The following is a 13,795-nucleotide window of genomic DNA, read 5'->3' as shown; positions in this document are numbered from 1 at the left end:
CGCCGGCGGGGTGACGGGGGTCTCCTGGCTGATGATCGCGCTGCCGTTGTTCGGCGCCGCGGTCCTTCTGCTGGGCGGCCGCCGTACCAACGCCTGGGGCCACTTCTTCGGCGTCGCGATGTCGCTGGGCGCCTTCGCGGTGGCCGTGGTCACCTTCGTGGAACTGCTCGGCCTGCAGCCGGAGCAGCGGCGCCGGGACATCGGGCTCTTCGAGTTCATCCCCGGCATGGTCGACCTGGGAATGCTGATCGACCCGCTGTCGATCAGCTTCGCCCTGCTGATCACGGGTGTCGGATCCCTGATCCACATCTACTCGGTCGGCTACATGTCGCACGACCGCGACCGCCGCCGGTTCTTCGCCTACCTGAACCTGTTCGTCGCGGCCATGCTCCTGCTGGTCCTGTCGGACAACTACATCGGCCTGTTCATCGGCTGGGAGGGCGTGGGCCTCGCGTCCTACCTGCTGATCGGGTTCTGGCAGCACAAGCCGAGCGCGGCCACCGCCGCCCAGAAGGCGTTCATCGTCAACCGCGTCGGCGACTTCGGCCTCCTGATCGGGATCTTCACGATCTGGACGACCTTCGGCTCGCTGGCCTTCGCCGACCTCACCCACGAGGTGGCCGGCCAGGCGTCGGAGGGCACGCTGACCGCGATCGGCCTGCTGCTCCTGCTCGGCGCGTGCGGCAAGTCCGCCCAGCTCCCGCTGCAGTCCTGGCTCCTGGACGCGATGGAGGGCCCGACCCCGGTCTCGGCCCTCATCCACGCCGCGACCATGGTCACCGCCGGCGTCTACCTGGTCGTGCGGTCCGGCGCCTTCTTCGAGGCCGCCCCGACCGCGCAGCTGGTCGTCACCATCGTCGGCGTCGCCACGCTGCTCGCCGGTGCGATCATCGGTTGCGCCAAGGACGACATCAAGAAGGGCCTGGCCGGCTCGACGATGTCGCAGATCGGCTACATGATGCTCGGCGCGGGCCTCGGCCCGGCGGGCTACGCCTTCGCCATCGGCCACCTGATCACGCACGGCTTCTTCAAGGCCAACATGTTCCTCGGGGCCGGCTCGGTCATGCACGCCATGAACGACGAGGTGGACATGCGCCGCTACGGCGCGCTGTTCCCGGTCATGAAGATCACCGCGGTCACCTTCATCGTCGGCTACCTCGCGATCATCGGCTTCCCGCTGCTCTCCGGTTACTACACCAAGGAGGGCATCATCGAGACGGCGATGCACCACAACCAGATCCTCGGCTGGCTGGCCGTTCTGGGCGCGGGCCTGACCGGCTTCTACATGTCGCGGATGGTCTTCATGACCTTCTTCGGCAAGAAGCGCTGGGCCGACGACGCGCACCCGCACGAGTCGCCCGCGGTGATGACCTGGCCGCTGATCATTCTGGCGATCGGCTCGATCGGCCTGGGCGCCTTCCTGGTCCTGGGCAACCGGTTCATGAACTTCCTGAGCCCGGCGGTCGGCCTGCCCCAGCCGGCGGACATGCCCGAGCCCCACGTCTTCGGCGTGGGCACCGCGGCCCTGGCCACGCTCGCCCTGGTCGCCGCCGGCGCCGCGTTCGCCTGGTTCCGGTACGGCGCCGCCGAGGTGCCCGCCGTGGCCCCGCGCGCCTCCTTCCTCACCACCTTCGCCCGCCGCGACCTGTACGGCGACGCCCTGAACGAGGCGCTGCTCATGCGCCCCGGCCAGTGGCTCACCCGGATCGCGGTGTTCTTCGACAACCGCGGCGTCGACGGCCTCGTCAACGGGCTGGCCGCGGGCATCGGCGGAACCTCCGGGCGGCTGCGCCGCGTGCAGACCGGTTTCGTCCGGTCGTACGCGCTGTCCATCCTCTTCGGTGCCGCCGCCGTCGTTGGCGCGCTGCTCTACGTAGGGAACATCTGATGCCCTGGCTCTCGATACTGATGGCCGTGCCCGTGCTGGGCGCGGTCGGGGTGGCGCTGCTGCCCAAGGGCAGTGACAAGCTCGCCAAGCAACTGGCCCTGGCGGTCTCGCTCGTGGTGCTGGCGCTGACCGTCGCGATGGCGGTCCAGTTCAGCCCCGACGGGAACCGCTTCCAGTTCGAGGAGAAGTACGCGTGGATCCCCAGCTTCGGGGTCCACTACGGCGTCGCGGTGGACGGCATCGCGCTCGTGCTGATCGCCCTCTCGGCGGTCCTCGTGCCGATCGTCATCCTGGCCTCCTGGCACGACGCCGAGGGGGCGACGCGGCTCGACCTCAAGAGCGAGGTCGTGCCGCCCAAGCGCTCCGCGAAGACCTACTTCGCGCTGCTGCTGGTGCTGGAGGCGATGATGATCGGCGTCTTCGCGGCGACCGACATCTTCCTCTTCTACGTCTTCTTCGAGGCCATGCTGATCCCGATGTACTTCATGATCGGGTCGTACGGCGGCGTGCAGCGGTCCTACGCGGCCGTCAAGTTCCTGCTCTACTCGCTCTTCGGCGGCCTGCTCATGCTGGTCGCGGTGATCGCGCTCTACGTGGTCGCCGAGAAGGACACCTTCATGTTCCCCGAGCTGATCGGGGCCATCCAGGACCCGACCACGCAGAAGTGGCTGTTCGCGGGCTTCTTCATCGCCTTCGCGATCAAGGCCCCGCTCTGGCCGTTCCACACCTGGCTGCCCGACGCCGCCGCGCAGGCCCCGGCCGGCGCCGCGGTCCTGCTGGTAGGCGTGCTGGACAAGGTCGGGACGTACGGCATGCTCCGCTTCTGCCTGGAGCTCTTCCCCGAGGCGTCGAAGTTCTTCACCCCGCTGGTGATCGTGCTCTCGGTGGTCGGCATCGTCTACGGCGCGATCGTGGCCATCGGCCAGACCGACATGAAGCGCCTGATCGCCTACACCTCGATCTCGCACTTCGGCTTCATCGCCATGGGCGTCTTCGCGATGACCCAGAACGCCCAGTCGGGCGCCACGCTCTACATGGTCAACCACGGCTTCTCGACCGGCGCGCTGTTCCTGCTCGCCGGGTTCCTGATCTACCGCCGCGGTTCCGCCCGGATCGCCGACTACGGCGGCGTGCAGAGTGTCGCCCCGCTGCTGGCGGGCGCCTTCCTGATCGCCGGCCTGTCCGGCCTCTCGCTGCCCGGCCTGTCCTCGTTCGTCAGCGAGTTCATGGTCCTGATCGGCACCTACGAGCGCTACGCGGTCCCGGCGATCATCGGCGCGACCGGTGTGATCCTGGCGGCCGTCTACATCCTGTGGATGTACAAGCGCACGATGAACGGCCCCACGGCCGAGGCGGTCAAGGGCTTCACCGACCTCGACGGCCGGGAGAAGTGGGTGGTGGCCCCGCTCATCGCGGTGATCATCGCGCTCGGCTTCTTCCCCAAGCCGGTGCTCGACGTGATCAACCCGGCGGTGGACCAGACGCTGACCAACGCCCAGGTGACGGACAAGCAGCCCGTCTCCACCGTCGCTGAGAAGAAGGGGGCCGGCCAGTGAACGGCGGCACCATCGAGGCGCCAACGATCGAATACGCCCTGCTCGCGCCGATGCTTCTGATCTTCGGCGCGGCGGTCGTCGGCGTGCTGGTCGAGGCGTTCGCGCCCCGCTACCTGCGCAAGTCGATCCACGTGCCGCTGACGCTGCTGGCGCTGGCCGGCGGTTTCCTGCTGACGATCCTCCAGGCCGTCCGGGAGGGCGTCCCGACCACTCCGGCGGCCATGGGCGCCGTCGCGGTGGACGGCCCCGCCCTGTTCATCTGGGGCATCATCCTCGTGCTGGCCTTCGTCAGCACGCTGCTGATCAACGACGACGAGCAGTTCGTCGCGCAGGCGGCCGCCGTACCGGGGAGCAGCGACGAGGAGGCGGCGGTCCGGCACGGCTACGCGCAGACCGAGGTCTACCCGCTGCTGCTGTTCTCGGTCGGCGGCATGCTGCTCTTCCCGGCGGCCAACGACCTGCTGGTCATGTTCGTGGCCCTGGAGGTCATGTCCCTGCCGCTGTACCTGCTGTGCGGCCTGGCCCGCCGGCGCCGCCTGCTGTCGCAGGAGGCCTCGGTCAAGTACTTCCTGCTCGGCTCCTTCTCCTCGGCCTTCTTCCTGTACGGCATGGCCCTGGTGTACGGCTACGCCGGCTCGATCGACCTGAGGGCCATCAGCTCCGCGCTCGGCACCGTCGCGGGCCAGGACATCCTGCTGTACGTCGGTGTGGCGCTGCTCGGCGTCGGCCTGCTGTTCAAGATCGGCGCCGCGCCGTTCCAGGCGTGGAAGCCCGACGTCTACCAGGGCGCGCCCACCGCGATCACCGCCCTGATGGCCTCCACCGTCCTGGTGGCGGCCTTCGGCGCCGTGCTGCGGGTCTTCTGGGTCGCCCTGGGCAACCTGGACTGGGACTGGCGGCCGGTCATGTGGGGTGTGGCGATTCTCACGATGGTCGTCGGCGCGATCGTGGCCATCACCCAGACCGAGATCAAGCGCATGCTGGCCTACTCGTCGATCGCGCACGCGGGCTTCCTGCTCACCGGCGTGATCGCCACCGGCGGCCCCGAGCAGAACCAGGAGGCCCTGTCGGCGATCCTGTTCTACCTCGTGGCGTACGGCTTCGCCACGGTCGGCGGCTTCGCGGTGGTCACCATGGTCCGCGACGCGGGCGGCGAGGCCGGGCACCTGTCCCGGTGGGCCGGTCTCGGCAAGCGGGCCCCGCTCCTGGCCGGAATCTTCGCGTTCTTCCTGCTGGCCTTCGCGGGCATCCCGCTGACCAGCGGTTTCTTCGGGAAGTACGCGGTGTTCTCGGCCGCGGTCGCCGCCGACGCGCTCCCGCTGGTCGTCGTGGGCGTGGTCGCCTCGGCCATCGCCGCGTTCTTCTACGTCCGCGTCATCGTGCTGATGTTCTTCAGCGAGCCCGCGGCCGACGGCCCGAGCATCGCGATGCCGACCGTCGGGACCTCGGCTGTGGTGGCCCTCGCGGCAGCGGCTACCGTAGTGCTGGGCGTGTTCCCGGAGCCGGTGCTGAACCTGGCCGACCAGGCCGCCTCCGCACTGTTCATCCGCTAGGGAGTAGGAAACGCATGGCTGCGCCACCGGTTGTCGATTTACCGCTCGTCGATGAGCGGCTGGCGCAGGACCTCGCCGCCGGTCTGGCCGAGGTCGAGAAGCTGCTGCGGTCCTCGGTGGAGAGCGAGGACGCCTTCGTCACGGAGACGTCCAAGCACCTCATCGAGGCCGGCGGCAAGCGCTTCCGGGCCATGCTGGTCCTGCTCGCCGCCCAGTTCGGCCGGGCGGACGCCCCGGGCGTGGTGCCCGGGGCCGTGGTCATCGAGCTGACCCACCTGGCCACGCTCTACCACGACGACGTCATGGACGAGGCCCCGGTCCGCCGGGGCTCCTCCTCGGCCAACGCCCGGTGGAACAACACCGTGGCCATCCTGACCGGCGACTACCTGTTCGCCCAGGCCTCGCTGATCCTGGCCGACCTCGGACCCGACATCATCCGGATCCAGGCCCAGACGTTCTCCCGCCTGGTCCGCGGCCAGATCCGCGAGACCGCCGGCCCCGGCGACCAGGACGCGGTGCGGCACTACATCGAGGTGCTGGCCGACAAGACCGGCTCCCTGATCGCCACCTCCGGCCGGTTCGGCGCGCTGCTGAGCGGCGCCTCGCCCGACGTCGTCGAGCGGCTGACCAGCGCCTGCGAGGCCATCGGCGTCGCCTGGCAGCTCAGCGACGACCTGCTGGACGTCGCCTCCGAGTCGGCCGAGTCCGGCAAGACGCCCGGGACGGACCTGCGCGAGGGCATCCGGACGCTCCCGGCGCTGTACGTCCTGTCCGGCGACGACCCGGCCGACGCCCGCCTGCGCGAGCTGCTGGCCGGTCCGGTGGCCGAGGAGGACGTCGAGGAGACCCTCCGGCTGCTGCGCGCCAACCCCGCCATGGAGCGCGCCCGCGCCGAGCTGATCGCCTGGGCCGACCGGGCCCGCGCCGAGCTGTCGGGCCTGCCGGACATCCCCGCCCGCGCCGCCTACCTGGCCATGTGCGACTACGTGGTCGAGCGCTCCGGATGACATTCTCCGGATGATCGTTGCTTGCGTGTGCAATTTTTGTACGCGCAGGTATACTTCGCGGCAGTAGCCGTCGCTAGGAGACTCACAATGACGTGGGATCTGTTCGCACTCCTCTACGCACGGGTCGAAGCCGACTTGGGCAAGGCGCTGCAGCGCGGGCACGGCCTCGGGCTGTCGGAATACCGGGCGCTCAGGCAGCTGGCCGCCGCCCCCGGCGGCGAGCTGCGGATGCAGGAACTGGCCGAGGCCGTGGGCCTGAACCAGAGCTCGGTCACCCGCCTCATCACCCGCCTGGAGGAGGCGGGCCTGACGCGGCGGACCCTGTGCTCCGACGACCGGCGCGGCGTCTACTCGGTGATCACCGCCGCGGGCCGGACCCGCCTGTCCGAGGCCACCCCCGCCTACGAGGGCTGCCTGGCGACCGCCCTGGACCGGGCCTGCGCCGACCCGGTCCTCAGACCGCTGGCCGAGGCCGTGCGGACCGCCGGGACCAGATGAGCCCGCCGGGAGCCGTGCGGGGGTGAGGCCGGGCGGGCCTATCCGGAGGGCCGTACGGCGGTGAGGCCGGGTGGGTTCGGGCGTCCCCGTCAGGCGGGGACGGGCTCCGGCTCCCTCTCGGCGCGGCGGGCCCGGTGGGCCGTACGGAGGCTGTCCCAGGTGAAGACCGACAGGGCCAGCCAGACGATGGCGAACCCGGCCCAGCGGCTGGCGGGCATGGTCTCGTGGACGATGAACACGCCGCACAGGAACTGCAGCACCGGGGCGATGTACTGCAGCAGGCCGATCGTGGTGAGCGGCACCCGGATCGCGGCGGCGCTGAAGCAGATCAGCGGGACCGCGGTGATCGCACCGGCCCCGGCCAGCAGCAGCGCGTGGCCCGCGCCCGCCGTGCCGAAGGTGCTCTGGCCCTGCCCGCCCAGATACAGCAGGTAGCCCAGCGCGGGCAGGAGCAGCACGAGCGTCTCGACGGCCATGCTCTCCGCGGCGCCGACCTGCGCCGTCTTCTTGACCAGGCCGTAGGTGCCGAAGCTCATGGCCAGGACCAGCGCGATCCACGGCAGCCGCCCGTAGTCGAGGGTCAGCACGATCACGGCCAGGGTGCCCAGCCCCACCGCCGCCCACTGCAGGGGCCGCAGGCGCTCCTTGAGCAGGACCACCCCGAACACCACGCTGACCAGCGGGTTGATGAAGTATCCCAGGGCGCTCTCGACGACGTGGCCGGTGTTGACGGCGTAGATGTAGACGCCCCAGTTGACCGTGATGATCAGTGCGGCCAGGGTCAGCAGGCCGAGCTTCCCGGGCGTGCGCAGCAGCTCGCGGATCCATGACCAGTGCCGCATCGCGGCGAGGATGACCAGGACGGCGACGAGCGACCACGCCATGCGGTGGGCCAGGATCTCCAGGGCCCCGGAGGGCTTCAGGAGCGGCCAGTACAGGGGGAAGAGACCCCACATGGCATAGGCGGCGATACCGTACAGGACTCCACGGCGCGATTCAGGCATGTCATCTATTTTTGCTGCTTACCCGATTTAATACAAATTAGCAATGCTTGTCGTATTGTTAAGGATCGCTTACGGGAATCCGGGAAGCCCGCGCGTGGTTGTGCACGGCTGAGGCATGCTTGCGCATGCCGGAGAAGGCAACAGGAGGAGGTCCGCGATGGGCTGGCTGTTCGGCAAGGACAAGACTTCCATGGTGTCCCGGGAGAACGCGCTCCCGGGCCGCGACGCCACCATGCCCGTGCCCGACCGCCACGCGGTCCTCGACGCCCCCCTCGCCCCGCCGTACCCCGACGGAACCGAGACCGCGGACTTCGGCCTGGGCTGCTTCTGGGGCGCCGAGCGCAAGTTCTGGCAGACCCCCGGCGTGGTCTCCACCTCAGTCGGCTACGCCGGCGGCCACACCCCCAACCCCACCTACGAGGAGGTCTGCACCGGCCTGACCGGGCACACCGAGGTCGTCCGCGTCGTCTTCGACCCGGCCGAGGTCTCCTATGAGGAACTGCTCCGCGTCTTCTGGGAGGCCCACGACCCGACCCAGGGCATGCGCCAGGGCAACGACGTCGGCACCCAGTACCGCTCGGCCGTCTACACCCACTCACCCGAGCAGGAGAAGTCCGCCCTCGCCTCACGCGACGCCTACCAGAAGGTGCTCACCGAGGCCGGCTACGGCCAGATCACCACCGAGATCGCCCCCGCCGGGAACTACTTCTTCGCGGAGGAGTATCACCAGCAGTACTTGTTCAAGAACCCCGGCGGCTACTGCGGGATCGGCGGCACCGGCCTCTCCTGCCCGGTCGGCATCGCGCCTGCCGGGGAGTGAACAAAGCGGTCTTCGACGAGGTGTCGGTCCTCTGGGCCGAGCATATGGGGCTGACCTTCCCCGACGGCCTACGCGGGGTGGAGATCCACGGTGAGCCGGTGGCGTACCTGGACTTCTGCATGGCAGGTCCGCTGACCAGCTATGTGGGGAGCCGGCGAGGGGTGCTGGACCCTGATCAGCTCCAGACCGTACGCGAGTGCGCCCGTGATCTGCGGGCGCTCCTGCCCCGCGTCCACCGCCGTGAGAACCGTGCGTATGTGGCACGCCTGCTCCGGATAGCCGACCTGATCATCGGCGATGCCACCGACCAAGAGTCCTCACTCTAGGTAGTGGCGGCGAGGATTTTCTCTACAGGGTCAAGGCGACGGCGCTCCGCGCCGCGCACCGTCCCGCGCTCGCCCGTCGTCCGGGCGTGCGGCCTTGATGGCTCGGGCTGTCTGCGGTGGGCGATGCTGTACGGATGTCGTCGCTGACCGCTGCTGAGTACGAACGTACGGCCGCCGCTTTGCGAGGCAGACGTATCCGGAGGGTTGTCCACCACCCCTTGACGGGCGGAGAGGACGGCCTCGATGTCGATGAGTGGGATTACGGAGCATGGCACGAGCCCACCATGGGTGTGGAGCTGTTCACCGACGATGACGCTTGTCACCCCGCAGTGTGGGGCAGCAGCTTCGACCACTACGGGCTCGAAGTTTTTCCCGGCCCGATGACCAGTCACCCGGTGAGGACCGGAGAGCCGTGGGGGTCGGCGGCGGGCGTCATGGCCGCCCTCCGGGGACTACTACCTGGGCGCCGACGACGTCATGGTCGTCTTCACCGCCGGACTCGCGGCCGAGGTGGGCATTCCTTCCGCCTGCTGATCAGCCGAGACCGGCGGTGGCGATGAGTGCGGGGTCATGACGCGGTCGCGGTGGGAGGATCGAGGCGCTGTCCCCGTGAGGAGGCGCCATGCTGCGGAAGCTATTGCGGGAGCGGAGGAAGAGAGCGGTCCTTCGCGGCCCCCTGGAGCCTCTCTTGACGGCTCTTGCGCGGCGGGCGCTGGATCTGGCCGAGCGGGAAGCCGGTGCCCGGGGCGACGACCGCGTCACCGCGGAGCACCTCCTGGCAGGGCTGGCTCGATTGGACGAGTGCGTGGCCGTCAGGACGCTCGGCAGCCTCGGTGTCGAGATCGGCGGTGCGCGCACCCGGGAGGCGGGGGGAGAGCTGGGCCGCGTCATCGAGCGGGCCCGCTGTGAGGCTGCCGAGCTCGGTCACCGGTACATAGGGACCGAGCATCTCCTGCTCGGCGTCATTCGGGAGGAGGGAGCCGAGGCTCTGGGCGTCAGCCTCCACCGGGCCCGCGACCAGGTCGTCAAGGTGCTCCACGGCCGCGTCGTGTGAAGAGTCACCCGTCATTGTGAACTGCCGCGAATTCGTGAAGGCGGGGGATCTCGCGTCATCGGCCGCCGCCGCACCGGCGGGTACGGCGGGGAGCCGGTTTCCGTCGTAGCCTGAGTCCCCCACGTGACGCGCAGGAGGCTGAGATGGCCGGGACGACGGTGGCCGAGGTGATGGCCGAGCTGGCCGAGCTGGAGGACCCGAGGGCACGCGAGGTGAACGAGAAGCACGGCGACGATCACGGTGTGAACCTCGGCAAGCTGCGTGCGCTCGCGAAGCGGCTGAAGACGCAGCAGGAACTCGCGTGCCGGCTCTGGGAGACGGATGACACCGCGGCGAGACTGCTGGCGATCCTGATCTGCCGCCCGAAGGCGTTCGAGCGTGACCGGCTGGACGCCATGGTGCGCGAGGCACGCGCGCCCAAGGTGCATGACTGGCTCGTGAACTACGTGGTGAAGAAGAATCCGCACGTCGAAGAGCTGCGTCTGGCCTGGTCCGCGGATCCGGATCCGGTGGTCGCGAGTGCCGGCTGGGCGTTGACCGTCGAACGCGTGGCGAAGAAACCCGAGGGCCTCGATCTCGCGGGGCTGCTCGACGTCATCGAGGCGGAGATGAAAGACGCTCCGGATCGCCTGCAGTGGGCGATGAACCACTGCCTGGCTCAGATCGGGATCGAGCACGCCGAGCACCGCGCCCGTGCGATCGGCATCGGTGAGCGCCTGCAGGTGCTCAAGGACTACCCGACCTCTCCGGGCTGCACGTCTCCGTTCGCGCCCGTCTGGATCTCCGAGATGGTGCGCCGGCGAGACGGATGAGCCGGCGGCACGGACTCCGGTGGACCGCTGCCGTTCTGGGGGAACGGCGCCCGCGAGCGGTACGTGGTCATGGACCTGGTCGCCGTCTCCGGCCGGGGGTGTCGACCGGCCTCGCGGGACGGCTACGGGAGGGCGACGCGCGGCCAGTCGAGAGGGACGTGCGCCGCGGTGGTGAAACAGGACGTGAAGTGGTTGACCGCCAGGTGGGCGACGACCTCCGCGACCTGGGCGGGGGAGAGGCCGTGAGCCTGGGGGGCGGCTCCGCCGCGCAGCAGCGTGGCGGCGTACGCCAGGGCGGGTGAGCCTTCACCGCGCCGGGCGGCGGTGAGCTCGGGCGCGGTCAGGCCGACGACCTTCTCGGCGAGGAACGCGTGCATCGAGAGCGCGTACTCGCTGCGGTGGTGCTGGGCGGCGAGCAGCGCGAGACCCGCCTGGTCGCCCGGGGTCAGGCGGCCGTTCCGCAGCCCGTCCACGGCGGCCAGGTAACCGGCGAGGACCGGCGGGTTGTGGGCCATCGCCCTGGCGAGGTTCGGGGTGACGCCGAGGACCCGCCGGGCGGCGGTGAGCTGGGCCCTCGCCGCGCCGGTGGCGGTGTCCGGATCGATCAGCGGTAGTCCTTGCATGCCCACAATGCTGCGGAAAGGTACTGATAAGTTCGCGATGCGTTGGCGATGCGCATGGAATCGGGGGCGGGGAGCATGGGGGTGCGGTTCACGGTTCTCGGCCCGGTCGAGGTCACCGTCGACGGAACCCGGCTGGACGGGCTGGCGCCCCGGCACCGTGCGGTGCTGGCCTATCTGCTGCTCCACGCCAGGACCGTGCTCGGCCACGACCGCCTGAGCGACGCCATGTGGGGGCCGACGCCCCCGGAGACGGCCCGTTCCCAGATCCACGCGGCCGTCACCGCGATCCGGCGGGTGCTCCGCCGGGCCGGGGCCGCGGACGTGCTGCAGACCCGCGACGCCGGATACGTGATCGTCCCGGAGGCCGGGCAGCTGGACCTGGACGAGTTCACCGCGGCGCTGTCGGCCGCCGAGGACCCGCAGCGGATCCGCGCCGCTCTGGCCCTGTGGCGCGGTGAGGCGCTCGCCGACGTCACCGCCGACTACGCCGCCGACGCCCGGACGAGGCTGACCGAGCGCCGCCTGGCGGCGTTCGAGCGGCTCGCCGAGCTCGAACTCGCCCTCGGCCGCCACGAGCACCTCATCGACGAGCTGATCGCGCAGACCGCGGCGCATCCGCTGCGCGAGAAGCTCACCTGCCACCTCATGCGCGCCCTCCACCTCGCCGGGCGGCAGCCCGACGCGCTCGCCGTCGCCCGCGCCTTCCGCGCGAGGCTCGCCGACGAGCAGGGCCTCGACCCGAGCCGTGCCTTCACCGCCCTGGAACGGGAGATCCTGGCCGGCGACGCGACCCGGGCACCGGTGAGACAGGTGTCGTTCCTCCCCTACGACCTCCCCGACTTCGCCGGCCGCGACAGCGAGCTCGACCATCTGACCCGCGGGACCCGCGAGGGAATGATCTACGCGATCGACGGGATGGCCGGCGTCGGCAAGACGACGCTGGCGGTCCACACCGCTCACCGGCTCGCCGGCCGCTATCCCGACGGCCGGCTGTTCGTCGATCTCCGCGCCCACACGGTGGGCCAGCGGCCGCTCGACCCGGTCGCGGCGCTGGAGATCCTGCTGCGCCAGATCGGCGTCGCCGCCGACCGCATCCCCGCCGACCTGGCCGGGCGGTCCGCGCTCTGGCGCGCGGAACTCGCCGGCCGCAGGGTGCTGCTGATCCTCGACAACGCGGCCGACGCCGAGCACGTGCGGCACCTGCTCCCCGGCGCGCCCGGGAGCCTCACCTTGATCACCAGCAGGCGCCGGCTCACCGATCTGGACGGCGCCCGCGCCCTGTCCATGGACGTCTTCCCCGCGGCGGACGCCATCGCCATGTTCGGCGGCATCGTCGGCGAACGCGCCGACAAGGAGCCCCTCGCCGTCCTGGACGTGCTCCAGCTCTGCGGATTCCTGCCGCTGGCCGTCCGCATCGCCGCGGCCCGCCTCCACCACCGCTCGCAGTGGACGGTCGAGTATCTGGCGGGCCGTCTGCGGGGCGAGCGCCGCAGGCTCGCGGAGCTCTCCACCGGTGAGCGGGGGGTCGCCGCGGCCTTCACCCTCTCCTACCGGCAGCTCGCCCCGGACGGGCAGCGCATGTTCCGCCTGCTGGGCGTCCACCCCGGCCGTGACTTCGACCCGTACGCCGCGGCGGCCCTCATGGGGACGGACGTCTACGAGGCGGAGGGACTGCTCGAGGAACTCTTCGACGCCCACATGCTCCTGCAGCACGAGCCCGGCAGATACACCTTCCACGACCTGCTCCGCGACCACGCCCGCGCCCTCGCCGCGCCGGACGAAGTCCCCGGCGCCCTCGGTCGCCTGTCCGACCACTACCTCCGCACCGCGATCACGGCGACGGACCGGCTCTTCCCGTACTCCCGGCACCTGCGGCCGTCCGCGCCGGGTGCGGACGGCCCCCTCCTGGAGGACCCCGCCGCCGCGGTCGCCTGGCTGGACGCCGAACGCGCCAACCTGATCGCCTCCGGCGTCCACGCCGCCGCCGACCGGCCGTGCCACACCACCGACCTGGCGACGACCCTCTACGCGTACCTGGACGGCCACATCCACCACGCCGAGGCCCTGCCGCTCTACGACGCCGCCGTCCACGCCGCCCGCGACCCGGCCGCCCAGGCCCAGGCGCTCCTCAACCGGGGCGTCATGCACGCGAGGCTGGGCCGTCACGACCAGGCCCATCTCCACACCCCGCGGGCCCTGGTCCTCGCCCGCCAGGCGGGCGACCGCCATGCCGAGGCCCGCGCCCTCTGCAGCCTGGGCGACGTCGCCTGGGACTCGGGGGACGTCGACCAGGCCCGCGCGCATTACGATCGAGCGCTGTCCCTCTACCGCGAGACGGGGGAACGGCGGGGCGAGGCCATCGTCCTGGGCAACCTGGGCCTGGTCCACAGCCGTCAGGATCGTCATGATCAGGCCCACCGGGTCCTCCACCAGGCTCTGGCCCTCTTCCGCGACCTCGGGACGCGCGCCGGCGAGGCCACCGTCCTGGGCAACCTGGGCACGGCGTACGAGCGGGAGGGAGACCACACCCGGGCCGCGGACCACTTCACCCGGGCCCTGGCCCTGTTCCGGGACCTCGGCTACCGCCCCGGGGAGGCCGAGATGCTCGCGTCGATCAGTCGCCTCGAGTCGCGCGGACGGTCCACGGCCTAGAC

At 70.7% G+C, this 13,795-nt stretch carries 12 protein-coding genes; 10 read left to right on the top strand and 2 right to left on the bottom strand.

The window, feature by feature from the left end; translation table 11 throughout:
* Window positions 1–31: 31 nt before the first annotated feature.
* From nuoL to Plo01_RS13435, 5 genes are all read left to right on the top strand, one after another.
* Window positions 32–1,888 carry an NADH-quinone oxidoreductase subunit L gene (gene nuoL / locus Plo01_RS13455; protein ID WP_203890955.1) on the top strand — a complete coding sequence of 619 codons (1,857 nt, stop codon included), beginning with the start codon at window positions 32–34 and terminating at the stop codon, window positions 1,886–1,888.
* A complete protein-coding gene (locus Plo01_RS13450; protein WP_203890872.1) occupies window positions 1,888–3,444 on the top strand; it encodes an NADH-quinone oxidoreductase subunit M in 1,557 nt (518 codons plus the stop codon). Before nuoL ends, Plo01_RS13450 begins: the two co-directional genes overlap by 1 nt.
* Window positions 3,441–4,997, top strand: a complete 1,557-nt coding sequence (nuoN, locus tag Plo01_RS13445; protein WP_275415381.1) for an NADH-quinone oxidoreductase subunit NuoN — start codon at window positions 3,441–3,443, stop codon at window positions 4,995–4,997. The genes Plo01_RS13450 and nuoN overlap by 4 nt, the downstream gene beginning before the upstream one ends.
* Window positions 4,998–5,011: 14 nt before the next feature.
* Window positions 5,012–6,004 carry a polyprenyl synthetase family protein gene (locus tag Plo01_RS13440; protein ID WP_203890871.1) on the top strand — a complete coding sequence of 331 codons (993 nt, stop codon included), beginning with the start codon at window positions 5,012–5,014 and terminating at the stop codon, window positions 6,002–6,004.
* An 87-nt stretch (window positions 6,005–6,091) separates the two neighbouring features.
* On the top strand, window positions 6,092–6,502 hold the full coding sequence (locus tag Plo01_RS13435) for a MarR family winged helix-turn-helix transcriptional regulator (protein WP_203890870.1): 411 nt from the start codon (window positions 6,092–6,094) through the stop codon (window positions 6,500–6,502).
* 89 nt (window positions 6,503–6,591) lie between these two features.
* Here the strand turns inward: Plo01_RS13435 and rarD are convergent, their stop codons facing one another.
* Entirely contained in the window at window positions 6,592–7,506 is a 915-nt protein-coding gene (gene rarD, locus Plo01_RS13430) for an EamA family transporter RarD (protein ID WP_203890869.1), read from the bottom strand.
* Between the two features lie 157 nt (window positions 7,507–7,663).
* Between rarD and msrA the strand changes: the two genes are divergently transcribed.
* From msrA to Plo01_RS13410, 4 genes are all read left to right on the top strand, one after another.
* Window positions 7,664–8,326 carry a peptide-methionine (S)-S-oxide reductase MsrA gene (msrA, locus tag Plo01_RS13425; RefSeq protein ID WP_203890868.1) on the top strand — a complete coding sequence of 221 codons (663 nt, stop codon included), beginning with the start codon at window positions 7,664–7,666 and terminating at the stop codon, window positions 8,324–8,326.
* The gene (locus Plo01_RS13420) at window positions 8,323–8,652 is read left to right on the top strand and encodes a hypothetical protein (RefSeq protein WP_203890867.1); all 330 of its coding nucleotides are present in this window, start codon (window positions 8,323–8,325) and stop codon (window positions 8,650–8,652) included. The genes msrA and Plo01_RS13420 overlap by 4 nt, the downstream gene beginning before the upstream one ends.
* A gap of 688 nt (window positions 8,653–9,340) precedes the next feature.
* Window positions 9,341–9,706, top strand: coding sequence for a Clp protease N-terminal domain-containing protein (locus tag Plo01_RS13415; RefSeq protein ID WP_203890866.1), 366 nt, complete (start codon window positions 9,341–9,343; stop codon window positions 9,704–9,706).
* Window positions 9,707–9,849: 143 nt separating this feature from the next.
* Window positions 9,850–10,518, top strand: coding sequence for a DNA alkylation repair protein (locus tag Plo01_RS13410; RefSeq protein ID WP_203890865.1), 669 nt, complete (start codon window positions 9,850–9,852; stop codon window positions 10,516–10,518).
* A 122-nt stretch (window positions 10,519–10,640) separates the two neighbouring features.
* Here Plo01_RS13410 and Plo01_RS13405 read toward each other — a convergent pair whose 3' ends face one another.
* Complete coding sequence (locus Plo01_RS13405; protein WP_203890864.1) at window positions 10,641–11,141, bottom strand: carboxymuconolactone decarboxylase family protein; 501 nt, start codon at window positions 11,139–11,141, stop codon at window positions 10,641–10,643.
* An 81-nt stretch (window positions 11,142–11,222) separates the two neighbouring features.
* Here Plo01_RS13405 and Plo01_RS13400 point away from each other — a divergent pair, with 81 nt between their 5' ends.
* Window positions 11,223–13,793, top strand: coding sequence for an AfsR/SARP family transcriptional regulator (locus Plo01_RS13400; RefSeq protein ID WP_203890863.1), 2,571 nt, complete (start codon window positions 11,223–11,225; stop codon window positions 13,791–13,793).
* The last annotated feature ends 2 nt before the right edge of the window (window positions 13,794–13,795 follow it).

Source organism: Planobispora longispora (assembly GCF_016863135.1).
GTDB lineage: Bacteria > Actinomycetota > Actinomycetes > Streptosporangiales > Streptosporangiaceae > Planobispora > Planobispora longispora.
The sequence above is the reverse complement of the archived record's forward strand: the minus strand, read 5'-3'. Positions and strand labels throughout refer to the sequence as shown.